Origin of the sequence: Kiloniella sp. (assembly GCF_048259265.1) — a bacterium.
In the GTDB taxonomy this organism is placed as follows: domain Bacteria; phylum Pseudomonadota; class Alphaproteobacteria; order Kiloniellales; family Kiloniellaceae; genus Kiloniella.
On record NZ_JBLXHT010000001.1, the window covers coordinates 563,698 to 588,928 of the forward strand.

The window sequence follows — 25,231 nt, forward strand, 5'->3', positions numbered from 1 at the left end:
CAACAATAATATCGTTTGCGAGAAACTATAATGCCTTTCGATACCCTGACAACGCCGGCGCTTTTACTTGATAAAGATGTATTTGAAGAAAGCTGCCGCGTGATGCAAGAACGCGCCCAAGAGGCTGGGGTCAAGCTACGCCCACATATGAAAACGGCGAAAGCTTTAGAGGCTTATCACTGTGCAACAAAAGACGGCTTTGCTGGTATTACGGTTTCTACTCTGGCGGAAGCTGACTTCTTTGCTAACGGAGGTGTCACAGATATCCTCTATGCCGTGGGGATTGTTCCATCGAAGTTATCCCAAGCGCAGAGGGTACAGGATAAAGGTGTTAAATTGACTTTGATCACCGATAATCCCGATGCCATTTCCTTGTTGGATCATGAGGCGAAAAGACTTGGGACAACCTTTCCTGTGTTGATTGAGGTCGATAGTGGCGGGCGACGCGGCGGGGTTCTTGCTGGTTCTCAGGAGCTTTTGAGTTTGGCCGAGGCTATTACGGGATCACAGTGCCTGAGTTTGGAAGGGGTTATGACCCATGCTGGCCATTCCTATCACGTCTCTACACCAGAAGAGATCGCCGAGATAGCAGAACAGGAGCGGGAGGCCGTTGTTAGTGCTTCTGCGCGACTTTTGAAGGCAAGTTTTTCCTGTTCTGTCGTCAGTGCTGGTTCAACGCCGACAGCCGTTTTTGCAAAAAGCTACGAAGGTCTTACAGAAATCAGGCCGGGCGTTTATATGTTTGGTGATGTTGATCAGATGTTTATCGGTGCCTGTAAACAAAACGAGATCGCGGCAACGGTTCTTGCCTCAGTAATCGGACACAATAAAACAGCAAAACGTCTTCTTATAGACGCTGGTGGCTTGGCTTTGTCGAAAGATGTAAGTGCCAGCGAATTCTCTTCGCATACAGGTTATGGCCTTGTATGTGGATTGGATGGCGAAGTAATCGAAGAGTTATACGTCGAATCTGTCCATCAGGAACACGGCCTTATTGCATCAATTTCCGGTGACCTTCCCTACGAGAAATTCCCGGTAGGAAGCCGTCTTCGGATCTTGCCAATCCACACCTGTATGACCTGTGCGGGGTTTTCTCACTATGAAGTGCATAACGCGGAAGGGGAGCTTTTGGGGAAATGGGAGCGGGTTAATCGTTGGTAACAGCATAAAAGTTTTATGAGGCCGACATGAGTTTTCTGAATCGTTTCCGAGATGTCTTTGTTTTTGTTGGCAGTCTTTGGGCTGTTTTTGCCTTGAACTGGATGCTGTCCGGCGGCCTTTATCAATATGGTCTTGTGCCAAGGAATATAGGGGCACTTCCGGGTATTTTGGTTTCGCCCTTTCTGCATGCGGGTTACGTTCATCTGATATCGAATTCAGTCCCTCTTTTGATTTTAGGCTGTTTGGTGTCACTTGAAACCCGGGGTGGACGGCGAGGGCAGTTTCGTTCAATTTGTCTGGCCCTTATTCTCTTTTCCGGTGGTTTGGTGTGGTGCTTTGGCCGAGAAGCGCTTCATATCGGGTCTAGCGGTATTGTCTATGGATTGCTTGGGTATCTATTGGGATCTGCCTGGTGGCGTCGCGATTTTCGATCAATCATCATCGCGGTATTTGTTCTTGCGCTATACAGTGGATTAATCTCTGGACTTTTTATCCCAATGAGAGGCGTCTCGTTTGAAGCACATCTGTTTGGTTTCTTATCCGGTGGATTGATTGCCTACATTTCCTATCGCACCCAAAAACCACCCAGATATTCTTAATAAAATATCTCTGAGTAGTTTCTTCGGTAGCTGCAGGCACGTGTAGAGGGATTATGTCAGTAAGAAGCCTTTTGCATAGGGGTCGCGATCATCAATGAAGATATTGTTTAGGCCGTGGATGCGTGCCCAGCCCTCTATGGATGGAATAATGGCATCGTAGTCACCCACTTTTGTTCTATCTTCAACGCGGCCTTTGAACAGGCTACCGATGATACTCTCGTGCACAAAATCATCCCCGATGTCGAGTTTTCCGCGGGCTGCTAACTGTGCCATACGGGCAGAGGTTCCCGTACCACAGGGGGAACGATCAATGCCTTTGTCACCATAAAATACGGCATTTCGGGCGTTGGCGTCCGGATGTACTGGTGTACCTGTCCACTGTAAATGCGAACAGCCGCGAATTCGATCATCTTCCGGGTGAACAAAGTCGTACTTTTCATTGATCAGGTTACGGATCATGGGGCTTAAACGCTGGATATCCCCCGGCGTGATATCGCTCAGATCCTGGTAGTTTTCTTGTTCCTCAATGATAGCGTAAAAATTACCGCCGTAGGCGACATCAAATTTCAGATTACCAAAGTTTGGCACATCAACATTGAGGTTGGTTGAGTGGAGGAAAGAAGCAACATTGCGAATACGCACAGAATCAACGTAGTCGCCGTTCTTTTTATACTCAGCGATTACCAAGCCAGCTGGTGTATCCAGACGCAAAACGCCTTCTTCTCTTGGGGTAACCAGACCACGTTCGATCATGATGGTGACGGTGCCAATAGTACCATGGCCGCACATGGGCAAGCAGCCACTGGTTTCAATGAACAGGATACCGATATCACAATCTTCACGGGTTGGCGGGTAAAGAATGCTGCCGGACATGATGTCGTGTCCGCGGGGCTCAAACATTAATCCTGTTCTGATCCAGTCGTATTCAGCAAGGAAATGTGCACGCCGTTCCAGCATGGAATTTCCTTGAAGAAGAGGGCTGCCGCCTGCAACAACCCGGACCGGGTTTCCGCAAGTATGTGCATCAACACAGAAAAAAGTATGGTTTGCCACGTGTGTCTATCCTTATGAAGGCTTTCTGCCTAACTGGGGCTTTGTTATTATGTATAAAGTTGAGATGAATTAGTTGAAGCGGTCAATTCTAAATGGCTTAAGGTCAAAATCAGTTGGCCGACCGGAAACCATATCAGCAATTGTTCGCCCCGTTACCGCGCCACCAGTGATTCCCAAATGACCATGACCAAAGGCATAGTGGACATTTGAATGCTGGCTTGACTGGCTAATGACGGGAACGCTGTCAGGTGTTGACGGGCGGCGACCCATCCATTTTGTGCCTCCAGCCCCATTCAGGTTTGGCATGTAGTTTTTTGCGAGTGTCAGGAGTGTGTCGCATCGTTTGTAATTGGGATCTGCGTCTATCCCGGCAAATTCAACGGCCCCACCGATACGCAGGCCGACGCTCATAGGTGTGGCGACAAATTTGTCCTCTGCAAAGAGAACCATATTGTTAAGATCAACACCGGGTGTTGGCAGTGTTGTATTGTATCCACGTTCGGTATCCAGCGGAAAGTGATCGCCAAGTTTTTTTGCCAGACGTGCTGACCAGGCACCAGCACAGATAACCAACTGATCAAACGTGATATTTTGTCCGCCTTTGGTTATCGCAGACGAGGGTTGATTATCCTGATGCTCAATCTGTTCAATTTCATCTGTGATGTAGGTACCGCCATTACGGGTAAACTGTTCTGCGAGGCCTTTGACTAAATCAGCGGGATTGGCAAAGTGTCCCCATCTTGGTGTGTAAACACCGCATTTTGCTAACTCACCTAATTGAGGCTCGTGTTCCAGGATTTCCGATCGTGAAACATGACGCGCCTCAATATCGTTTCGGCGGATCAAATCCCAGTAATAAGCATCTTTTTCTCTGCCCTTTTCGCTTTTATAAACGGTCAATGACCCTTCTGTTTTCAAAAGCGATTGTAAACCCGCTTCACCAAGAAGGGGGGCGTAGTCATCAAAAGCTGTCTTCAGATAGGCACTCATCGCAGAAGTAGTTTTTTCTACCTGTTGATGGCTACTGGATTTGAGGAACAGATACAGCCAAGGGAGGAACTTTGGTAGATATGTCAGGCGAAGGGATAAAGGCCCCAAGGGGTCCAGTAACCAGCCGGGCACATCTTTCCAAAGTCCGGGAAGAGCAAAGGGAACAATTTCCGTCGCAGCAATCGCACCAGCATTACCACACGATGCGCTATCGCCAAGTGGATCACGTTCTACAAGGGTGACAGCGTGGCCATCTTTTAAAAGATAGCTCGCACTGCAAAGACCAATGATGCCTGATCCAACAACGAGTATATTTTTTTTCGTTCCTGCGCTCATCCATAATCTCCAAAGGCTGAGTCGTGTTGCGTTACCTTATGGCAGCGTATAGGCAGTTTTTACTGTTGTGAAGAATTCAGCAGCATAACTGCCCTGTTCTCTGCTGCCATAGCTTGATCCTTTGGTGCCGCCAAATGGGACATGGTAATCAACGCCTGCTGTCGGCAAGTTCACCATTGCCATACCTGCCTTGGCATTGCGTTTGAAATCGGATGCGTATTTCAAGGACGTAGTGCAGATACCGGATGACAAGCCGAACTCGGTGTCATTGGCAACGGCGAGGGCCTGATCATAGTCGGCAACACGGATGACAGAAGCAACAGGTCCAAAAACTTCTTCACGATTGATGCGCATTGAATTAGCTGTCTCGGTAAAGAGCGCCGGAGACAGGTAGAAGCCTTTGGTCGCACGTTCCAGAAGTTCGCCACCATAAGCAAGTTTTGCCCCTTCGTCCTGGCCGATACGGATGTAATCCATATCTTGTTTTAGCTGGCTTTCATCAACAACCGGGCCGATGTGCACACCATCAGACAACGCATTGTCGATTTTGAGTTGTTCAAGCCGAGTGATTACTTTTGCGACGAATTCATCGTGCACACCTTCTGTTACGATTAGGCGTGAAGATGCTGTGCAACGTTGACCGGTTGAGAAATAGGCCCCCTGAACAGCAGTCTCGACCGCTATATCAAGATTGGCGTCATCAAGAACTACGAGCGGGTTTTTGCCCCCCATTTCAAGCTGGAATTTAGCCATGCGTCCGGCACAGGTGGCGGCGACATGACGACCAGTTGCGACTGATCCGGTGAAGCTGACCCCATTTACTTTAGGGTTGGTCAAAATTTCTTCACCAACAACGGAACCGCGACCCATGACAAGGTTAAAGACACCCTCGGGCAGGCCAGAGCGTGAGATAATATCAGCCAAAGCCCAACCGCATCCTGGAACAAGATCGGCAGGTTTGAAGACGATAGCGTTGCCATAACAAATTGCCGGTGCGATTTTCCAAGCCGGAATGGCAATCGGGAAGTTCCAAGGGGTAATAATACCAACAACGCCCAATGCTTCCCTGCTTACTTCTACTTCGACACCGGGACGGACAGAGGCAAGTTTGTCGCCTTTTAGACGAAGTGTTTCGCCCGCAAAGAATTTGAAAATCTGGCCTGCACGTGCCGTTTCACCAATACCTTCTGCAAGGGTCTTTCCTTCTTCGCGCGAAAGCAGCTCACCTAGCTCTGCTTTCCTCGCAAGGAGTTCTGTGCCGATTGCATCCAGCACATCAAAGCGTTGTTGTGGTGTCGACTGTGACCAGCTTTTTGCCGCAAGATCGGCAACATCAATTGCGTCGCGGGTTTGTGCCGCATCGGCTTGGGTGTAAACACCAACGATTTCTGATGTGTTTGATGGGTTGATGTTATCACGGGCTGTCGAGCCATCGACATATTGACCGTTAATGTAATTCTGTTTCAAAATTTCTACTCCCTTAGGTTGGGCAGGACCATCATCTATTCGTTTGATCCTTTGTATTGGATCTCGATGACTGGCGATCATTTTTAATCATTAACCCGATGTTTTCGGGTTCTGGCTGACTGTTTTGAAATCTTTGTAATCGTCTTTTTTTTGTTCAGTCGTTTTGACGGAAAAGACGATAGACTTCTGAGTTTTTTGTCAAATCTGGTTAATCATTTCGGATATTATATGTATTCATTGGATATTGTATACAATATTTTAATGTAAGTTGAAGATTTAATGGGTGGAACTATATATCTTGTTGAATTTAAACTACTTTAAGAGAAATCCTTTACCGATCACATCATCGTCTTCCATGGTGAAAATGGATTCACCAGTGTAATTTGCTTTACCTTTGACGCGAACCCGAACTGCTTGATGAGGGCCGTAGTTAAAGATGTCTTCTGCTGTTGCGTTGAATATACTCTTGGTGACGCTTTCAAATTGACGTGTTTGACCCGAGTTGATCTGTCCTTTGGCAACTTGAACGGCTATACGGGCGGTAACACCAGAACCGGTTGGACTGCGATCGACCTGTTTGTCTGCAAAGACACAGATATTTGCTGTTGGTTTTGATGAAAAGACTTCTTCGCCATCTGTTAAAATTGTTCCGTAAAGAAACGCAAGATCTTCAGATTTCGGGTGAGATAAGGTCACTGATGCCTTTACTGCGGTACTAATGGCGTCTGCGGCTTGAACTAAATCACGTGTTGATGATTTATGCACATCTAGGCCCAGTTGTTTAGTAGAAGCCAAGGCGTAAAAGGCACCACCATATCCAATGTCATAGTTAACAGTGCCGTAGTCAGGAATGTTAATACTCAGGTTTGTCTGGAAGGCAAATGCAGGAACAGACAGAAAGGAAACAGCGCCACTTTTTCCATCCTTTACATCGATATCGGCAACAACCAGACCACAGGGGCATTCAATTTTAACTGTTGTTGTCGGCTCTACGGCTTTGACGATGCCCTGATCAACTGCATACCGTCCAAGCGCAATGACCGCATGCCCACACATTGTGCTGTAACCTTCGTTGTGCAGAAAAAGAACGCCAAGATCAGCCTCGGGATGTGATGGCTCAACAAGAAGAGCGCCATACATGTCATAATGGCCGCGTGGCTCAAACATAAGGAGATGCCTCAGATGATCGAGGTTTTCTCGGACATAACGACGTTTTTCGAGAATGCTGGCCCCTTTGATCGTTGGGTATCCATCGGTGATAATACGAAGTGGTTCCCCGCCAGTATGCATTTCTACTGTTTTAATTTTGATGCCTGTCATAGTCTTTCTCGAATTAATAATTTTGAATATTTTATACAATAATACAGGGCCAAGAAAAAAGCAGCAAATAATAAAGCTGCTTTTTTCTGTTAACCTAATGTTTGATTATGGCCTTACTCGTTCGGTAAGAGAAGGCTTAACCAACTGATTGTTCATCCAAAAATTCGATCAGATTCTCACACCCTGCTTCTATATGACGATCAAGTAGGTCTGTTGCAGATGCTACGTCACCTGCTTTACAGAATTTGAGTAAATCCCAGTGATCATCTCGTGCTTTTGCGCGTGCGCCAGCACTGTGCAGCTGAATCCGCAAGTAGCGATCAATATTATTGTGCAAATTTTGAACAATTGCCAAAGTTTTGGGGCGTTCTGCGGCGATGTAGAGAATGTGGTGGAATTCTGCGTTTAGCTCTCCCCAGAGAGATATTTCACCATTTTCAAGGGCGACATCATACCGGTTGAGGATGTTTTCTGCGTCCTGAATAAGTTCTGGTGGCATTCTGGGGATTGCACGAGAGATCAAGTCGCCTTCAAGTAAGCGTCGGACATCAAAAAGTTCGCGGATTTCGTCACGGGATAGAGCCGAGACAACGGCACCTTTGTGGGCGTAAAAGGTAACCAGACCTTCTGCCTCCAGCTGTCTCAAGGCTTCACGAACAGGAATTCTGCTGACATTAAAGCGTGAAGCAATGGCGTCCTGTCTTAATTGGGCACCTTCTTTTTGCTGTCCGGAAAGTATTTCCTCTCTAAGAGCTTCGGCCACCGCTTCGGTGATTGTTTGGCGTTTAAAGCCGCCAGATTTATTATTGGTATCGGGCATTCGGTTTTGGGCTTCCGTTTTTATATTTGCTTAATTATGATGCCTTCATTGCCAATGATGGCTGGGCGGCATAATAGGATATTTTATCCTCCTTTGACCAGCAGCTTTCATAGATAAATCTGAAATCGAGCTTAAGAGACATGATCGTCTTATCATGATTTTGGGTATCTTGTAGTTATGCGTGATGGAAAAGAGTAAATTAATGACGACTATTTCCTTGATTGTGGCCCATGGGAAAAACCGAGCAATCGGGAAAGATAACGTTATGCCTTGGCACATCCCGGGTGATTTGAAGTTTTTCAAAGCGCAGACGCTGGGCAAGCCTGTCGTTATGGGGCGTAAAACATTTCAATCCATTGGCCGGCCTTTGCCGGGTCGCCTTAATATTGTGATCACCCGTGACGGGAACTTTGCTGCAGAAGGTGTTTACCTAAGCAAAAGTTTGGAAGAAGCACTGGATTTGGCGCGCGAAGAAGTTAAACGTCAGGGCGGGGACGAGCTTATGGTTATTGGTGGCGCGCAAATCTATAGCCAAGCCATAGATTTAGCGGATCGACTTTACATTACCGAAGTTGATCTTGAACCCGAAGCCGATGCTTTCTTTCCTGAAACCAAAGCTCAGGAATGGTCCGAGAGTTCGCGTGAGATACATGTGCCTGATGGAAGTGTACCCGGATATGCTTTTGTCATTTTAAATAGAATTGCATCGTGACGTTAATAGGCTCAGTTTTGTTGCGTGTTCGGGATGGTCAAAGCAATTTCTGATGTTCCCCTAATTTCACGTTTGAGTTTTTCTTTTAGTATGTCACTGAAAGCTTCAAAGCCCAGAACTTCAATCAGGAATGCGTTTTCGCCGCCAATAACATTTTTTAGATAATAGTCGCCGAGCCATGCAGAGGGGGCGCCGAAGCCGTTCGGGTTAGGGCGAAAGGACAAGACGGGCAATCCATTAATGGTTATACCCCGTTTAATGGCATCGTTTCTGGCCAGCTGAACATGTCGCCCATCACTATTTGGTCCATCCCCGGAAATATCAATGACCAATCTGGGGGCTATGAAGTTATTGTTCTCAATTTCAAAGCTGGCAACATCAATCATTCTGCTAATGGATGTTGAGGGGGCTGAGCTGATCGGGCTATGAGTGAGTTTGTCCGAAAAGATATTTGCGCTTTCTAGGTCATCAAGAATGGCCCACTCAACGACTTTGATTTGATGTTGTTCGCCTGCCCATTCAATATAGGTCAACGCAATACGGCCCAAAGGGCCAGATCGAATGCTATCAATAACTTCGGGATCTTTTAAGGCTTCGATATAACCTCTGCGTTGGAGGTTAGCTTCGTACTCATCAACACTCGAAGAAACATCTACCGCCAAGACGAGTTCCAAGTCGACAGGTTCTTGCCCGGTCCCATAATCGGCTCCATAGGCGGAGGTAATGCAAAAATAGCTTCCCAAAAGCAATCCCTGCATCAATCGGGAAATGATGCCGCGAAGGCTTTTGAAATTTTTTATTATGACCCTCGGTATAACCCACAGCATGGAATGCTCCACAGACAATCTGATCAGATATGAATCCTCTCATAAAAAATTAAATTCTCATAACGGTATGAAAAAAAGCCCCGTGAAAAATCCACGAGGCTTTTTGCTGGAATAAATATTTTTGTTGAGAGAAACGAGATTATTCCATCGAGATCGAAGGTGCTTTACGTTCTGACCTGGCTAGGCTAGACCAGACTTTGTCAGCGATAGAGGCATAACGTTTGGCATGTTCACCATCTGGCGAAGAAATCACAATGGGTTCGCCTTCGTCGGATGTCATTCTGATATCGATATGCAATGGCATTTCACCAAGGAAAGGCGTTTCCATTTTTTCAGCTTCGGCACGGGCACCGTGTTCTCCAAAGATGTGGGCTTCATGACCACACTCTGGGCAGATGTATACGCTCATATTTTCAATGATACCAAGAACAGGTACATCGACTTTGCGGAACATGTTCAGGCCCTTACGTGCGTCGAGCAGGGCGATGTCTTGCGGGGTTGAGACAATGACGGCACCGTTGAGTGGGACCTGTTGTGCCATGGTCAATTGTGCATCACCTGTCCCAGGTGGCATATCGACAATCAGGAGATCCAGTTCACCCCAAACAACGTCGCGTAACATTTGGGTTAAAGCACTTTGGACCATAGGCCCGCGCCAGATCATAGGGGTGTCTTCTGCAACCAGAAAGCCGACCGACATACATTTAATGCCGTGTCTTTCCATTGGTAACAGGGTTTTCCCATCTGGTGAGGAAGGTTTCCCGGTGATCCCCATCATGCGGGGTTGGGATGGACCGTAGATATCCGCATCCATCAGGCCAATTTTTAACCCTTGTTTTGCAAGTGATAAGGCAAGGTTGATAGCTGTTGTTGATTTTCCAACGCCGCCTTTTCCGCTGGCAACGGCAATGATGTTCTTAATGCCTTTAAGCTCGATCTTATTCCCGGGGCCCGGAGAGGGTGTCGATGAGGCTGCTTTTGGGGGCTGAGAAGATGCTTGGGGCTTGGCTTGGCCGGGGGCATTATCTGCGGTAAGAATCGCGCTAACGGATAAAACACCATCAAGGGCATGGACTGCTTTTTCTGCGGATTTACGTAATGTTTCCATTTCTGCAGCTTGTGCGGGATCAACTTCGATGGAAAACCCGACATTGCCTTCTTTTATGATGAGGCCGGAAATCATGCCAAGGCTGACAATATCCTTTTTGCTCTGAGGTTCTACTATTGTTCTCAAAATATCGAGAATTTGTTGCTCTGTAACCATACTCATCCCTGAATTCCCCTTGAATTCTTTGCGCCTTGAACAATATGTGCAGGTACTCTTTGTTGGTCTCTTACACGTTGATTAAAGTGTTATGCCTTGATTATATAGTGGGGTCCACGACAAAGATAAGGGGGAATTGACGCACCCTCTGTGGAAAATATTTAGTTTTCTGTTGCACTGGGCTTGAAAAACAGGTGCATTTAGTGACAGTTTCAAGCAAATTCGTTTGCATTATTAATTAATTAACACAGGGAAAATAGATGCCTTGGGAAAATAAAGGTTCTGGCGGCGGCGGCCCTTGGGGCGGCGGCAATGGCGGCAGCGGTGGTGGTGGAGGACAACGACCACCTGATATCGAAGATATGATTCGCAAGAGTCAGGACCGGGTTAAAGAAATGATCCCAGGTGGTGGTGGATTCAGTGTTAAAGGCTTTGCCTTTATTCTTGGCGTTGTCTTGGTTCTATGGATCGCATCCGGTTTTTATCGTGTACAGCCAAATGAGCAGGGCGTTGTCCTCACTTTTGGTGAATGGACAGCAACAACTGAACCTGGTTTGCATTGGCATTTGCCGTACCCTATTGAGACTGTGATGACGCCAGAGGTCACGACTATTCACCAAATCAGTATTGGGTTTAGTGGTGGTTCGCGACAGGTTAAATCAATAGCAGCAGAAAGCCTGATGCTTACGGGTGATCAGAATATTATTGATGTGAATTTAACCGTTCAGTGGAAAGTTCGTGACGCTGGAGAGTTTCTATTCAACATCCGAGATCAGGAAGCTACGGTAAAGATCGCAGCTGAATCGGCTTTACGTGAAATTGTTGGGCGGACTCTTTTTGATCAGGCAGTTTCTACAGGACGTGATGAAATTCAGATAAAGGTTTTGTCGCTGCTACAAGAACTGTTGGATCAGTATAAGGCAGGTGTCCTTATCACAGAGGTTCAGTTGCAGAATATTCAGCCTCCTCAGGCTGTTATCGATGCATTTGATGACGTACAGCGTTCTTTGCAAGATAAAGATCGTGCCCGTAACGAGGCCGAAAAGTACAGAAATGATGCTATTCCTCGTGCAAGGGGTGATGCACTGAAAGTTGTCCAGGCTGCCGAAGCTTACAAAGAAAGCCTTGAAAACAAAGCGACTGGTGAAGCCGAACGTTTTCTCTCTGTTTATCGTGAGTACAAGCAAAATCCAGAAGTGACGAAGCGTCGTATATATCTGGAAACGATGCAGAAAGTGCTTGGGAAAACAGATAAAGTCATTCTTGGATCTGATCAGGAAGGCGTTGTACCTTACTTGCCGCTTGATCAGCTTCGTAGAAATAGCCAGTGATAAGGGGTAATTACAATGAATAGCAAAATTACTCTTATTGGGGGTATCGTCGTTGCTGTCTTGGCTGTCTTGGCTAGCAGTAGTGTTTATACGATCAATCCTACAGAGCAGGTAATGGTCCTACAATTTGGGCAGCATAAAAGAACTGTCCAGGAACCTGGACTTCATTTTAAGCTGCCTTTCCTCGAAGATGTTGTCCGTTATGAAAAACGCGTACTGAATCTTGATCCTCCGGTAAAACGGATGATCCTTTCAGATAAAAAACCTCTTAATGTGGACAGCTTTGCCAGATATCGAATTGCTGACCCTCTTACGTTCTTTAAAACAGTTCGTACTGAAGCCGGGGCACGTGATCGACTTCAAGCTATGGTTATCTCAGAACTTCTAAAAGTAATGGGTACAGTAGATTTGAATGTTGTTCTTTCTGACGATCGTGAAATATTTATGGCTAAAGTCCTTGCTCAGGTTAATGCACAGGCTAGCCGTTTTGGTATCGATGTTCTCGATATACGTATTCGCCGTGCAGATCTTCCTTCAGAGACGAGTCAGGCTGTGTTTGCTCGTATGAAAACAGAACGTGAAAGAGAAGCTGCGGAAAACCGTGCGCAAGGCTTTGAACTTGCGGAGAGGATCCGGGCAACTGCTGATCGTGAGGTGACGGTTCTTGCTGCTGAAGCAAACAAAGAATCTGAAATTCTTCGTGGTCAGGGTGATGCCGCTCTTACAAAGATCTTAAATGATGCTTATGGGCAGGACCCGGAGTTCTTCAAGTTCTATCGTTCTATGCAGGCTTATGAAGGGGCGTTGGCCACCAACGGCACCTATATGGTGATTTCACCGGATAGTGATTTCTTTGATTACTTCTCTAGTGTAGATGCACCAGATAAATCAGCCAAATAAGTTGATTTAATACTTATGAAAGCGGCGGTATCTAAAAGATGCCGCCGCTTTTTTGTGATAGATATTCAGATTTTTGATGAATAAATAGTGATGTAAAAATGACTGAATTTTTGACGGCTTTGGCGATGGTTCTTGTTATAGAAGGGATTTTCCTGTCACTTTTCCCTCATCGATTACGGCAACTACTAGAGCTATTGGACGAAATGTCACCCAGTGCATTGCGTGCTGGTGGGCTTAGCTGTGCGGTCATCGGTGTTTTTCTGATCTGGGTTATCAGATCGGTTTAAGTCAGTGTTTTCTGACATAGAGTACCATGAGACAATAAAGGACGAAATGTCACGCGTAAGTCACAATTACGCCCATTTCCTCCTCCATCGTCAGAAGTAACATAGCTTGAATCTACTTGGTTTAAGCATAAGTATTCGTTACTCGCTAAATGCGAAAGAATAGTTGGAGAAATCGTAAATGATAAAAGAAGCGGATCGTACAAGTAACCGCGCTGTGGCGGTGGCGAAGACCGTAACCGCCAATCAAAATTCACAAGGTTACCAGAATTTACATAAATGGCTTGTCGGGGTGACTGTTGCTATTGGTATGCTTTCTATGGCTGCTGCGGCGAAAGCCCGTTCAGCGCCCGATAGCTTTGCTGATCTAGCAGAAGAATTGTTGCCTTCGGTTGTGAATATCATTACGACGCAAACCATTGAGCCAAGTGAGCAGGCCGAGGGTGAGCAACAAATTCCTCAGGGTGAAAACTTTGAAGAATTTTTCCGTGACTTCTTCGAAAGAAGAGGGGGCCGTGGTCCTCAACAACCTCGTCGCGGTGGTGCACAAGGATCTGGGTTTATTATTGATTCTGAAGGGCTGATCGTAACCAATCATCATGTGATTGATGGGGCCGACGAAGTTGCTGTTCGTTTACAGGACGGAACCGTTCTTGATGCCGAGGTTATTGGTACAGATCAAAAAACTGACCTGGCTTTGTTAAAGGTTGCTACAAAAATCAATTTACCGGAAACCAAGTGGGGCGATTCCAATAAATCCCGGATTGGTGATTGGGTTCTAGCTATTGGAAATCCTTTTGGTCTTGGTGGGTCTGTTTCTGCTGGTATCATTTCTGCCCATTCACGCGATATTCGTTCTGGCCCTTATGATAACTTCATTCAGACTGATGCCGCGATCAACCGTGGTAACTCTGGTGGGCCACTCTTTAATATGGATGGCGAAGTTATTGGTGTTAACTCGGCAATCTATTCACCCTCAGGCGGGTCCGTTGGAATTGGTTTTTCTATTCCTTCGGCGATGGCAAAAAATATCATTGAACAGCTTGAATCGCATGGTGAAGTCAGACGTGGTTGGCTTGGGGTACACATTCAGACTGTGACGGAAGAATTGGCCGAAGGTTTACGTCTGGATGAAGCTAGTGGAGCGTTGGTTGCGTCTGTTGCCGAGGGGGGGCCTGCTGATAAAGCTGGTATCAAGCAGGGCGATGTTATTCTCGAATTTAATGGCCGCAAAGTTCTTGAAATGCGCAAGTTGCCATTAATGGTTGCTGAAACATCAATCGGCCGCGAAGTTGATGTGGTGGTGTGGCGTAAAGGAAAACGTAAAACCGTTCAGGTTGACCTTGGTCAGTTGGATGATGATGTCGTTGCCGCGGTTGCGCCTTCACAGTCAGAGAAAAAAAATGAGCGTAAAACAAGTAAAGTTGATGACCTTGGTCTCTACCTTGGGAAGCTGGATGGCGAGACCAGACAGCGCTTTAAGCTGAATGACAGCGTAAATGGTGTCGTGATCACTGATGTGGTTCCCAACAGTAGCGCTGCTGAGAAAAGCTTACGTCCTGGGGATGTTATTGTCGAAGTGGATCAAGAAGAAGTGTCTGACCCGGGGCAGGTGGCATCACTTGTGAGTAAAGCCAAAGACGCTGGTTTTAGAGTTGTTACTCTACTTGTCTTTAAACAGGGTGAATATTCTTGGGTTGCGATCAAGCTTGATTCGTAATCAGAGAAATTCTTGTTAATAAAGGGCGTCTCTTTATCGGTGACGCCCTTTTTTTATTTCAATCAATTGCTGGGAGTAGCCTTTTAAGCGAAGTCTTCTTTGCTATAGCCTTGGTAATAAAGCAGGGCGAGATGATCAGTGTGTTTTACCTGATATTCCGCAGTGTCCTGTACGATAGGCTTTGCGTGATAGCCGACCCCCATGCCAACGGCGGATAGCATTGCGAGGTCATTGGCGCCATCGCCGACAGCACAAACATCGTTCAGGGTGATCCCCAATTTCTGAATAAGATCTTCGGTTGCTTCCAGTTTTGCTTCTCTTCCCAGAATAGGCTCTGTTACTGTACCGTTCAGTTTACCGTTTTCGATGTTAAGGGTGTTTGCACGGTCTTCGTTGAACTGGCAGAGATCGCGAATCTGGGCTGTGAAAAAGGTAAATCCACCAGAAACCAGTGCCGTATAGGCCCCGTGTTTTCGCATCGTTTTGACCAGTGTATCTGCACCGGGGTTTAATTTCATAAGACTGGAAATTTCTGTGAGTTCGCTCTCGGGAATATCCTTCAGCAGAGCAACTCTTTCTCTGAGAGACTCTTCAAAATTTAACTCTCCGTGCATAGAGCGTTCGGTAATTTTAGCTATCTTGTCGCCGATTCCGTGACGAAGGGCCAATTCGTCAATCATTTCTTGGGCAATGATGGTGGATTCCATATCTGCTACGAGTAGCTTCTTGCGTCGGTTAACTGTTTCCTGAATAGCAAAGTCAAAAGAGCTTCCGAGCAATTCCTGTGTTATTAGATCCTTGGCTTCTTTGGCTGCGAGGCCAAAGAAGAAGATGTCACATGCTTCTCCGTCAGAGAGCCAGTCCTGTTCTTCCAGTGACGCGCCATGTTCTTTGAGGCATGTGGAAATTGACTGAATAGTTGCGTGATCAAGCAGGGCGCTATTCGGACGGGCAACAAGGGTGGCAACAAAACGCATTGGGACGTAACCTCGGGTCTGATTTGTGGGTTTTGATTTGTTTTTGTAGCTCTTCAGATCAGGTTATAGTAGGAACCTGATAGACCTTGTTAAAGCAGAGAAGTCAGACGTGATCAACGATAAGCCTAAAGTAATTGTCATTACGGGACCGACCGCCAGTGGGAAATCAGCTCTTGGTGTAGATGCTGCCCTTGCTCTAGATGGTGAAATTATCAACGCGGACTCTATGCAAATATACAAAGAGCTGGATGTGATCACTGCCCGCCCAGATAAGGCGGATTTGGAAAAAGTTCCTCACCATTTATATGGCACGATTCCCGGTTCAAGCAGGTGTTCGGTTGAACAGTGGCGAACTCTTGCGATTCAGGAAATTGATAAGGTCCATAAACGCGATAAAATGCCCATTCTTGTTGGTGGGACGGGGATGTATATTCGGGCTCTGGAAAAAGGAATCGCAGAGGTTCCTGATATTCCGGATGTTATTCGTGAAAGAGGGCGGACGCGGTTGGCGCAGATCGGGGGAGAAGCTTTTAAGGCAGAGCTTTCATTGCTCGATCCTGAAATGGGGGAAAAACTCAACCCAGGTGATAGTCAAAGATTAGCGCGAGCGTGGGAAGTGGTCACCCATACTGGAAAATCGCTTTTGCATTGGCAAAGAGAAGCAGAGGGGAAAGTGCCGGATTATGATTTTATCCGTTTTGCTTTGGTGCCGCCCCGTGAAGAACTCTACGATAATTGTAACAAACGATTTGAGACCATGTTGGATCAAGGCGGCTTAAAAGAAGTGGAAAATTTGCTCGCTTTATCTCTTGATTCTTCTTTGCCGATTATGAAGGCCTTGGGCGTTCCAGAACTTGCTGAATATATCCAGGGGAAGATGAGTCTGGAGGACGCAATTTCGCGTGCGCAGCAAAATACCCGTCGTTACGGGAAAAGGCAGATGACGTGGATCAGAACACAATATAATGACGCTGAAATCGTAAATGAGAAATATTCGGAAAGGTTACAGGGTCATTTTTTTAATTTTATTCGCCAAAGCGGCTTGACCCCTTCTTGCTAAGAGGCTAGTTTTCGCGCTCGCAACCAAAAAAGAAGGCTAGAGAATCTTGGCCTTTTGCTTCTTTTCTTGCTACAGGCATTGGAGCTAGGATTGCACATCATTGAAAGCCAGTTTGTTTGAGAGGAATGAAACCAATGGCGACCGAACAGTTTACCGGCGCGGAAATAGTGATCAAAGCCCTGAAAGATCAGGGTGTGGACACCGTGTTTGGCTATCCTGGCGGTGCAGTGCTACCGATTTATGATGCTATCTTCAAACAGAACGACATTAAGCATGTTCTCGTTCGTCAAGAAGGTGGTGCGGTGCACGCAGCGGAAGGATATGCACGATCTACTGGTAAAGTCGGTGTCGTCCTTGTCACATCTGGTCCCGGTGCCACAAATGCTGTTACTGGTCTGACCGATGCTCTTTTGGATTCAATTCCTTTGATTTGCCTTACTGGGCAGGTTCCAACGCATCTTATTGGTAATGATGCGTTTCAGGAAGCTGATACCACAGGTATTACACGCCCTTGTACAAAACATAACTATCTTGTTCGTGATATTGAGACATTGTCTCGTACGATGCATGAAGCTTTTTATGTTGCGCAGAACGGACGCCCCGGCCCAGTTGTGATTGATCTGCCTAAAGATGTTCAACAAGGGAAGATTGATACTTATCTAGCGCCGGAAGACGTGAAACACAGAAGCTATCGTCCGCAAGTTAATGGTGAAGCTGATCACATTAACGAAGCTGTCGAACTTATTGCGAATGCAAAGCGGCCTGTTTTTTATGTTGGTGGCGGCGTGATTAACTCTGGATCTTCTGCATCCACGGTTTTGACTGAGCTTGTTCGTTTGACGGGCGCACCTTGTACAACGACGTTGATGGGTCTTGGGGCTTATCCGGGAACAGACAAACAGTTCCTTGGTATGTTGGGTATGCATGGTACGTACGAAGCTAATCTTGCCATGTATAACTGTGATGTTATGATCAATGTCGGTGCACGGTTTGATGACCGTATTACCGGCGTTATTGATGAATTCTCACCGGATTCCAAAAAAATTCATATCGATATTGATGCCAGCTCTATCAACAAGAATGTCATGGTTGATCTTCCAATTGTTGGTGATGCCGGGCGGGTTGTGGAAGAGATACTTCGGATATGGAAAGAAAAGAAACATTCCCTCGATGCCAAATCTCTAAAGGCCTGGTGGTCTCGTATTGATGAATGGCGTGCGAAAGACTGTCTTAGCTATGTACAGGACGGCCCCATCATCAAGCCTCAACATGCGATCAAGCGTCTCTATGAACTAACGAAAGATCGTAAGCCATATATTACGACAGAAGTTGGCCAGCATCAGATGTGGGCAGCTCAGTATTTCCATTTTGAGGAACCAAAAAAGTGGATGACGTCTGGTGGTCTGGGCACAATGGGTTATGGCCTTCCAGCTGCAGTCGGAGCGCAACTTGCGCATCGCGAAGATCTGGTGATTGATATTTCGGGTGAAGCTTCTTTCATGATGAACATGCAAGAGCTGGGAACAATTGCTCAGTACAGGCTGCCTGTTAAGATTTTTATTGTGAATAATCAATGGATGGGCATGGTGCGTCAGTGGCAACAGCTGCTGCATGGTAACCGACATTCTGAAAGTTATTCTGATGCATTACCAGATTTCGTGAAACTGGCTGAATCCTTTGGATTGAAAGGGATGCGTTGTGAAAAAGCGGAAGATTTGGATCAAATGCTTCAAGAGATGATTGATTCGCCCGAGCCGGTTATCTTTGATTGTCAGGTTGCAAAAGAAGAGAATTGTTATCCGATGATTCCATCAGGCGCAGCGCATTACGAAATGTTACTTGGTCCTGAAGATTCAGCTGCGAAGCCAATTTCCGAAGAGGGAATGGTCCTCGTCTAATTCTGGATTGATTCGTTTTCCGCATTGCTTTGGATGATAGCTCTGCGGAATAGATTGTGACAAAAACTATTAGTAGGATATGCGTCCCATGGCGCCGATGGATACAAATATTGAAAGCCGCACGATAGCGGTTCTTGTTGATAACGAACCTGGCGTTCTGGCCAGAGTTATTGGCCTGTTTTCAGGCCGCGGATATAACATTGAAAGCTTGACTGTGACTGAAGTTGACGTCGCACACGGGTTCTCACGAATTACGGTTGTAACATCTGGTACGGCCCAGATTTTGGAGCAAATTAAAGCCCAATTGGGGCGTCTTGTTCCTGTTCACCGCGTCCGTGATTTGACAAAGGAAGGGACTTCTGTTGAAAGAGAGCTTGCTTTGATCAAAGTTGCTGGCGCTGGTGAAAAGCGTGTTGAGGCATTGCGGATTGCGGATATTTTCCGTGCCCGTGTTGTTGATTCCAGCCATGATCACTTTGTTTTTGAAATGACCGGGCAAAGTGACAAGTTGGATGTCTTTGTTGATCTAATGCAGCCCTTAGGATTGATTGATGTCAGTCGGACAGGTGTTGTAGCCATTTCCCGCGGGGCGAAGGCGCTCTAGGCGATACAACCCACGAGATTTTCTATTTGATTTAGCTATGAATAGCTACAGTAAGGAAGGAATAAGCGATGCGTGTCTATTATGACCGTGATGCGGATGTAAATCTGATTAAAGGTAAGAAGGTTGTAATCGTTGGTTACGGTAGCCAGGGTCATGCCCATGCTAACAACCTCAAAGACAGCGGCGTTAAAGATGTGCGTGTAGCACTTCGTCCAAGCTCAAGCTCAGTTGCAAAAGCTGAAGCGGCTGGCTTTGAAGTTATGGCACCTGCTGATGCAGCTGCTTGGGCAGATGTCGTTATGATCCTGACTCCTGATGAAAATCAGGCAGCTCTTTATAATGCTGATCTTGTTGCAAACCTCAAAGAAGGTGCCGCAATCGTCTTTGCTCACGGTTTGAATGTTCACTTCAAGCTGATTGAACCACGTGCTGATCTTGATGTTTTCATGATCGCACCTAAAGGTCCGGGGCACACTGTACGTAGCGAATACCTCAAAGGCGGCGGTGTTCCATGTTTGATTGCTGTTCATCAGAACGCTTCTGGTAACGCACAGGAAATCGCGCTTTCTTATGCTTCTGCTATCGGTGGTGGTCGTTCTGGTGTTATCGAAACAACTTTCCGTGAAGAATGTGAAACTGATCTTTTTGGTGAGCAGGTTGTTCTTTGTGGCGGTCTTTGTGATCTGATTAAAGCTGGTTTCGAGACATTGACCGAAGCGGGTTATGCACCTGAAATGGCTTACTTTGAGTGCTTGCACGAAGTGAAGCTGATTGTGGATTTGATGTACGAAGGTGGTATGGCGAACATGCGTTATTCCATCTCTAATACAGCGGAATTTGGTGACTATGTAACTGGTCCTCGCATCATCACTGACGAAACGAAAGCTGAAATGAAGCGTGTTCTTGCTGACATTCAGTCTGGCCGTTTTGTACAGAAATTTGTTTTGGACTACCAAGCAGGCCAGCCAGAGCTGAAAGCCACACGCGGTTTGAACGCTGAACATCCAATCGAGGAAGTTGGCTCTCGCCTGCGTGCGATGATGCCGTGGATTGGTGCAAACAAGCTTGTGGATAAAGAAAAGAACTAATTTTCTTTATTCTTTTAAAGAAAAAGGCGGGTTTTCCCGCCTTTTTTTGTGTTTGATAGCGTTTGTTAACCATCTTTAAAGCTCTTTCTCTGCACGATGTGTCGGTGGGGGAATAGGTGTAAATACGGGTTGATAACAAGGAAATCGTGAAAGAGTAACTAAACTGCGATTTTCGACCTTTCACAAAACGTGAAAAGTGTTATTGTACCCGACCATCGGGACATTCTGTTTCGGGGGGAATTTTGTGACTTTCTCCAAACATTACGGGGTCGTACCTTGCAAGATAGGTTTTGCAAGAGTATCCCTCGCATTATTGTGTATGACGTTTGTAAATTAGGGATAGCTAATTCATGGTCTCTTTGTTTGGCATGTTTTCTACCGATATGGCCATTGACCTCGGTACCGCCAACACCTTGGTATATGTGAAGGGACGGGGCATTGTCCTCAACGAACCTTCAGTGGTTGCAATTGGTGAGAAAAAAGGCAAGAAACAAGTTCTTGCTGTTGGTGATGAAGCCAAGTTAATGCTTGGTCGTACACCAGGTAACATCCAAGCTATTAGACCATTGCGAGATGGTGTTATTGCTGACTTTGATGTCGCAGAAGAAATGATTAAGCACTTTATACACAAAGTGCATGGCCGCCGTTCATTTGCCCGCCCAAGAATTGTTGTCTGTGTTCCTTTTGGTTCTACAGCGGTTGAGCGTCGTGCCATTCAGGAATCTGCTGAATCTGCTGGTGCTCGTGAGGTCCACCTTGTCGAAGAGCCAATGGCTGCTGCGATTGGTGCTGGATTGCCTGTGACAGAGCCAACGGGTTCTATGGTCGTTGATATTGGTGGTGGGACAACGGAAGTTGCTGTTCTCTCTCTCGGCGGAATTGTTTATTCAAGATCTGTTCGCGTTGGTGGCGACAAAATGGATGAAGCTATTATTGCTTATATCCGTCGTAACCATAACCTTCTTGTTGGTGAAGCATCAGCCGAACGTATCAAAAAGGAAATTGGATCAGCTTGCCCGCCAGAAGATGGCGAAGGCATGACAATGGAAATCAAAGGCCGTGATCTTATGAACGGCGTTCCTAAAGAGTTGATCATTTCAGAACGTCAGATTGCTGAGTCTCTTGCCGAGCCTGTAGGTGGCATTGTTGAGGCTGTTAAGGTTGCTCTTGAGCATACAGCGCCGGAACTTGCTGCTGATATCGTGGATAAGGGCATTGTCTTGACAGGTGGCGGCGGATTGTTACGTAATCTTGATTATGTTCTGCGTGCCTCTACTGGTCTGCCTGTGTCCATTGCAGACGATCCCCTTAGCTGTGTTGCTATGGGAACGGGGCGCTGCCTCGAAGATTGGAAAACACTTCAGCACGTTCTCATTCAGATGTATTAAAATAAAATTTGAAACTATTTGATGCTTTCATCATTTTAAAAGTTATTTTTTAACTTTTTAGTGTATAGTATATAGAATAGTTTCAAAGGTTTGTGGCAATTATCTCATGTTGAATGTAACAGGAGCAGGACTTGAATAAGAGGATCGGAGCCATTAGTCATGTGACGACGCCTGTTCAGGCGTGGCTTCACGGTTCTGCCTATGCTGTTTTGATTGTTGTTGCTATCGCATTGATAATTCTGGCTAAAACAGGAAATGTTGGTGTTGAACGCGTCCGTACAGCGGTTGTTGACGGCGTATCTCCCTTGATGGAAATCGCCAATCGTCCTGTTGTTATGATAAGTGATACGATTGAAACTGCCCAAAATTATGTGGCGCTAAAATCCGAAAATGAAGAACTACGTCGTCAGAATGAAAATTTACGACGTTGGCAAATTACAGCAGCTAAATTGCAGGGTGAAAACGCATCTCTACGGGGCATGTTAAATCTTGCACCGAGACGAGCGCCAAATATAACGACGGCGATGGTTGTTGCTGATCAGGGTGGATCTTTTGTCCGTTCTGTCATTGTTAATGCTGGCAGCCTAGATGGCATAACCAAAGGCCAAGCAGCGATGACAGGTCTCGGTCTTGCTGGACGTGTGGCAGAGGTCGGTCGTCATTCTTCACGTGTTATTCTGTTAACTGATTTGAGCAGCCGTATTCCGGTTTTTGTTGGATCTTCCAGATCCCGGGCCATTTTAGCTGGAGATAACTCTCCTTCTCCATCCTTATTATACTTGGATGAAGGAACAGAAGTTAAAGTTGGGGATGCGATATACACCTCTGGCCAAGGTGGCGGTTTTGTTGTGGGCTTGCCAGTTGGGGTCGTTCACTCTTTGACAGATGTTTCGATCAAAGTGAGGCCTTATGCCGATTGGGGGCATTTGGAGTTTCTTCGTCTTGAAGATTATGGGCTGAAGCAAAACCTGGATATTCTGTACTCGGATAGCGGGGCCGAGAGACAAAAGTGAACCCAACCTTTTGGCAACGTATTGATGGACTTGCTCGATCTGCCTGTCCTTTCACGATTACGCTTTTACTCACAGTTTTATTCCTAGTTCCCTTACGCATTCCAAACTTGGCAGAGGTGGTTCCCTCTGTCTTACTGATATCAGTATTCTATTGGACATTATACCGACCAGATTTGATGCCGATATGGGCTGTTTTCGGTCTGGCTTTTATTCACGACCTGTTATCCGGTATTTTGTTGGGGGTTGGAGCTTTAATTCTTTTGTTGTTTTGTTTGGCATTAAATGGGCAGCGTAAGTTTCTTGTCGGTGCATCCTTTTCTGCGCTTTGGATTAATTTCTTTATTCTCTCCAGTTTGGCTTTTCTATTTCAGTGGGTCTTAATATACTTATTGGAACCGGGTATTCCTGATTACAGGCCAGTTATTTTTCAAAACCTGACAACAGTTGCTGTATACCCTGCTTTTTCATGGATTTTTGCCTTGATTCAGCGAACGTTACTCAAGGATTAGGAATTAATTTATGCCGATGGTTCACGAAGACCAGGACCGTCATAAAGGTTTTACGCGCAGAATACTGATGCTTTCTTGCGGAAAGGCTGCATTATTATCTGCTCTTGTTGGCCGTATGTATTATTTACAGGTTATTGAGGCCGAAAAGTATAAAACTCTAGCTGAAGATAATCGTGTAAATTTACGCTTACTTCCCCCAAGACGCGGTAATATCCTTGATCGTTTTGGTGTTGAAGTTGCAAACAATCAGCAAAATTTCAGGGTTGTTGTCGTCAAAGAGCAAACGCCTGATCTTATGGCAACCTTGGATGCTCTCTCCAAGCTAATCAAACTTTCTGAACATGATTACAAACGTATTCTAAGGGATGTGAAACGTAAAAGAGGCTTTGTGCCTGTTACTGTAAAAGATAATCTGAGTTGGGATCAGGTCAGTAGTATCGAAGTGAATTCTGCCGATTTACCTGGGGCTAGCATTGAAGTTGGAGAAACTCGTTTCTATCCATATGGAGCAGATATGTCTCATATTCTCGGATATGTGGCGGCAGTCTCTGAAAAAGAGCTAACAGGAGATCCGTTGCTCGAGTTGCCTGGCTTTAGAATTGGTAAAAGCGGTATTGAAAAATATCATGATAACGATATGCGTGGGCAGGCAGGTACCAGTGAATTTGAGGTGAACGCTTATGGTCGCGTAATACGAGAGCTCGCCAGAAATGAAGGCGGTAGTGGTCGTGAGATGATCCTGACTGTTGATGCTGGGCTGCAAACTTTTGTTCAGCAGCGACTAATGAGTGAGTTGTCTGCAGCAAGTGTTGTGATTGATATTCAAAATGGGGATGTACTCGCTATGGGCTCTGTGCCGGGGTACGATCCAAGTGCTTTTAATCTTGGCCTTAGTAGTAAACAGTGGAATGGGCTAATTAACAATCCGTATACGCCGCTGTCAAATAAAGCGATTTCAGGCACCTATGCTCCGGGATCAACCTTTAAAATGATTGTGGCCTTAGCTGCAATGAAAGAAGGTATCGGTGCTTTAAGTCATACGGCCTATTGTCCTGGCTTTATGAAGCTAGGGAATGCAAGGTTCCATTGTTGGAAGCGTGGTGGTCACGGCAATGTTAATATGATCGAAGGATTACAACATTCCTGCGATGTATATTTTTACGATGTTGCCCGCCGTATTGGCGTTGATAAGATCGCAGAAATGGCAAACAAATTTGGTCTAGGAGAAAAGGTAGGTATTGATCTCCCTGGTGAACGCTCGGGCGTTATTCCGACCAAAGCTTGGAAAGAGGCAAATATCGGCGAGCCATGGCAGGGTGGAGAAACGCTTGTAACTTCTATTGGGCAGGGGTTTGTTCTGGCAACACCCCTTCAATTAGGGGTTATGGTCGCTCGGATCGCTGCAGGCGGTAAAAAAGTAATTCCCCGTCTCGCACGAGGTTATAGAGAAGGCGAGAAAACTGTTGCTTATCCTGTTCCTGAGTTTGAGGACTTGGGTATTCCCTCAGAGCACATGAAGATGATTTTTCAAGGGATGGATGCCGTTTCTAACAATCCTCGTGGTACGGCTTATAAATATCGTATTAAAGATGAAGGCTGGGAATTGGCTGGTAAAACCGGAACTGCGCAAGTACGCAGGATTACACTGGCGGAACGACAAGCAGGTGTTTTCAAAAACGAAGATTTACCTTGGCGACGTCGAGATCATGGGCTGTTTGTTGCTTATGCGCCAGTTGATAATCCTCGTTATGCCTGTGCCGTTGTTGTCGAGCATGGAAGCGGATCGAAAAGTGCTGCTCCGATTGCCAGAGATATCTTGCGGGAGACACAAAGGCGTGATCCAGCAAATACACCGGCTGTTCCTTTGCAGTATACGGCTGAAGCGACCAATATGGCTGATGAGGTGTAAC

The 25,231-nt window shown here is 46.1% G+C and carries 23 protein-coding genes; 15 read left to right on the top strand and 8 right to left on the bottom strand.

Annotated features, from left to right (window positions below; all coding sequences use genetic code 11):
• Nucleotides 1-30: 30 nt before the first annotated feature.
• Nucleotides 31-1,161, top strand: coding sequence for an alanine racemase (locus ACN0QW_RS02685; protein WP_417428539.1), 1,131 nt, complete (start codon nt 31-33; stop codon nt 1,159-1,161).
• A gap of 26 nt (nt 1,162-1,187) precedes the next feature.
• Complete coding sequence (locus ACN0QW_RS02690) at nt 1,188-1,760, top strand: rhomboid family intramembrane serine protease (RefSeq protein ID WP_417428541.1); 573 nt, start codon at nt 1,188-1,190, stop codon at nt 1,758-1,760.
• A 51-nt stretch (nt 1,761-1,811) separates the two neighbouring features.
• On the opposite strand, the gene ACN0QW_RS02695 is transcribed toward ACN0QW_RS02690, so the two are convergent.
• From ACN0QW_RS02695 to ACN0QW_RS02715, 5 genes are all read right to left on the bottom strand, one after another.
• Nucleotides 1,812-2,813 (bottom strand): 4-hydroxyproline epimerase, encoded by a 1,002-nt coding sequence (locus ACN0QW_RS02695; protein ID WP_417428543.1) that lies wholly within the window; start codon nt 2,811-2,813, stop codon nt 1,812-1,814.
• A 69-nt stretch (nt 2,814-2,882) separates the two neighbouring features.
• A complete protein-coding gene (locus tag ACN0QW_RS02700; RefSeq protein ID WP_417428545.1) occupies nt 2,883-4,139 on the bottom strand; it encodes an NAD(P)/FAD-dependent oxidoreductase in 1,257 nt (418 codons plus the stop codon).
• 36 nt (nt 4,140-4,175) lie between these two features.
• Nucleotides 4,176-5,606 (bottom strand): aldehyde dehydrogenase family protein, encoded by a 1,431-nt coding sequence (locus ACN0QW_RS02705; RefSeq protein ID WP_417428547.1) that lies wholly within the window; start codon nt 5,604-5,606, stop codon nt 4,176-4,178.
• A 312-nt stretch (nt 5,607-5,918) separates the two neighbouring features.
• Nucleotides 5,919-6,926 (bottom strand): proline racemase family protein, encoded by a 1,008-nt coding sequence (locus ACN0QW_RS02710; RefSeq protein ID WP_417428549.1) that lies wholly within the window; start codon nt 6,924-6,926, stop codon nt 5,919-5,921.
• A gap of 136 nt (nt 6,927-7,062) precedes the next feature.
• Nucleotides 7,063-7,746, bottom strand: coding sequence for a GntR family transcriptional regulator (locus tag ACN0QW_RS02715; RefSeq protein ID WP_299381196.1), 684 nt, complete (start codon nt 7,744-7,746; stop codon nt 7,063-7,065).
• Between the two features lie 202 nt (nt 7,747-7,948).
• Between ACN0QW_RS02715 and ACN0QW_RS02720 the strand changes: the two genes are divergently transcribed.
• Nucleotides 7,949-8,458, top strand: a complete 510-nt coding sequence (locus ACN0QW_RS02720) for a dihydrofolate reductase (protein WP_417428551.1) — start codon at nt 7,949-7,951, stop codon at nt 8,456-8,458.
• 11 nt (nt 8,459-8,469) lie between these two features.
• Here ACN0QW_RS02720 and ACN0QW_RS02725 read toward each other — a convergent pair whose 3' ends face one another.
• Together ACN0QW_RS02725 and apbC are read right to left on the bottom strand one after the other, a co-directional pair.
• On the bottom strand, nt 8,470-9,285 hold the full coding sequence (locus ACN0QW_RS02725) for a DUF1194 domain-containing protein (protein WP_417428553.1): 816 nt from the start codon (nt 9,283-9,285) through the stop codon (nt 8,470-8,472).
• A 139-nt stretch (nt 9,286-9,424) separates the two neighbouring features.
• The gene (gene apbC / locus ACN0QW_RS02730) at nt 9,425-10,555 is read right to left on the bottom strand and encodes an iron-sulfur cluster carrier protein ApbC (protein ID WP_417428555.1); all 1,131 of its coding nucleotides are present in this window, start codon (nt 10,553-10,555) and stop codon (nt 9,425-9,427) included.
• Between the two features lie 254 nt (nt 10,556-10,809).
• Between apbC and hflK the strand changes: the two genes are divergently transcribed.
• The 4 genes from hflK to ACN0QW_RS02750 all read left to right on the top strand — a co-directional run bounded on the left by hflK (nt 10,810) and on the right by ACN0QW_RS02750 (nt 14,784).
• Nucleotides 10,810-11,880, top strand: coding sequence for an FtsH protease activity modulator HflK (gene hflK, locus ACN0QW_RS02735; RefSeq protein WP_299381189.1), 1,071 nt, complete (start codon nt 10,810-10,812; stop codon nt 11,878-11,880).
• Between the two features lie 15 nt (nt 11,881-11,895).
• A complete protein-coding gene (hflC, locus tag ACN0QW_RS02740; protein ID WP_417428558.1) occupies nt 11,896-12,780 on the top strand; it encodes a protease modulator HflC in 885 nt (294 codons plus the stop codon).
• Between the two features lie 98 nt (nt 12,781-12,878).
• Nucleotides 12,879-13,067, top strand: a complete 189-nt coding sequence (locus ACN0QW_RS02745; RefSeq protein ID WP_417428560.1) for a DUF2065 domain-containing protein — start codon at nt 12,879-12,881, stop codon at nt 13,065-13,067.
• Between the two features lie 178 nt (nt 13,068-13,245).
• Nucleotides 13,246-14,784: a Do family serine endopeptidase gene (locus ACN0QW_RS02750; protein ID WP_417428562.1), complete on the top strand. Its 1,539-nt coding sequence runs from the start codon at nt 13,246-13,248 to the stop codon at nt 14,782-14,784.
• An 83-nt stretch (nt 14,785-14,867) separates the two neighbouring features.
• On the opposite strand, the gene serB is transcribed toward ACN0QW_RS02750, so the two are convergent.
• Nucleotides 14,868-15,761: a phosphoserine phosphatase SerB gene (gene serB, locus ACN0QW_RS02755; RefSeq protein ID WP_417428564.1), complete on the bottom strand. Its 894-nt coding sequence runs from the start codon at nt 15,759-15,761 to the stop codon at nt 14,868-14,870.
• Nucleotides 15,762-15,870: 109 nt separating this feature from the next.
• Between serB and miaA the strand changes: the two genes are divergently transcribed.
• From miaA to mrdA, 8 genes are all read left to right on the top strand, one after another.
• Entirely contained in the window at nt 15,871-16,821 is a 951-nt protein-coding gene (gene miaA, locus ACN0QW_RS02760) for a tRNA (adenosine(37)-N6)-dimethylallyltransferase MiaA (RefSeq protein ID WP_417428566.1), read from the top strand.
• Nucleotides 16,822-16,955: 134 nt separating this feature from the next.
• Nucleotides 16,956-18,719 (top strand): acetolactate synthase 3 large subunit, encoded by a 1,764-nt coding sequence (locus ACN0QW_RS02765; RefSeq protein ID WP_417428568.1) that lies wholly within the window; start codon nt 16,956-16,958, stop codon nt 18,717-18,719.
• 97 nt (nt 18,720-18,816) lie between these two features.
• Nucleotides 18,817-19,323: an acetolactate synthase small subunit gene (gene ilvN, locus ACN0QW_RS02770; protein ID WP_299379296.1), complete on the top strand. Its 507-nt coding sequence runs from the start codon at nt 18,817-18,819 to the stop codon at nt 19,321-19,323.
• Nucleotides 19,324-19,391: 68 nt separating this feature from the next.
• Nucleotides 19,392-20,411, top strand: coding sequence for a ketol-acid reductoisomerase (ilvC, locus tag ACN0QW_RS02775; RefSeq protein ID WP_299379290.1), 1,020 nt, complete (start codon nt 19,392-19,394; stop codon nt 20,409-20,411).
• Nucleotides 20,412-20,761: 350 nt separating this feature from the next.
• Nucleotides 20,762-21,799, top strand: coding sequence for a rod shape-determining protein (locus ACN0QW_RS02780; protein ID WP_417428570.1), 1,038 nt, complete (start codon nt 20,762-20,764; stop codon nt 21,797-21,799).
• Between the two features lie 131 nt (nt 21,800-21,930).
• Nucleotides 21,931-22,812 carry a rod shape-determining protein MreC gene (mreC, locus tag ACN0QW_RS02785; RefSeq protein WP_417428572.1) on the top strand — a complete coding sequence of 294 codons (882 nt, stop codon included), beginning with the start codon at nt 21,931-21,933 and terminating at the stop codon, nt 22,810-22,812.
• Nucleotides 22,809-23,321 (top strand): rod shape-determining protein MreD, encoded by a 513-nt coding sequence (mreD, locus tag ACN0QW_RS02790; protein WP_417428574.1) that lies wholly within the window; start codon nt 22,809-22,811, stop codon nt 23,319-23,321. Before mreC ends, mreD begins: the two co-directional genes overlap by 4 nt.
• 10 nt (nt 23,322-23,331) lie before the next feature.
• Complete coding sequence (mrdA, locus tag ACN0QW_RS02795) at nt 23,332-25,230, top strand: penicillin-binding protein 2 (RefSeq protein WP_417428576.1); 1,899 nt, start codon at nt 23,332-23,334, stop codon at nt 25,228-25,230.
• The last annotated feature ends 1 nt before the right edge of the window (nt 25,231 follow it).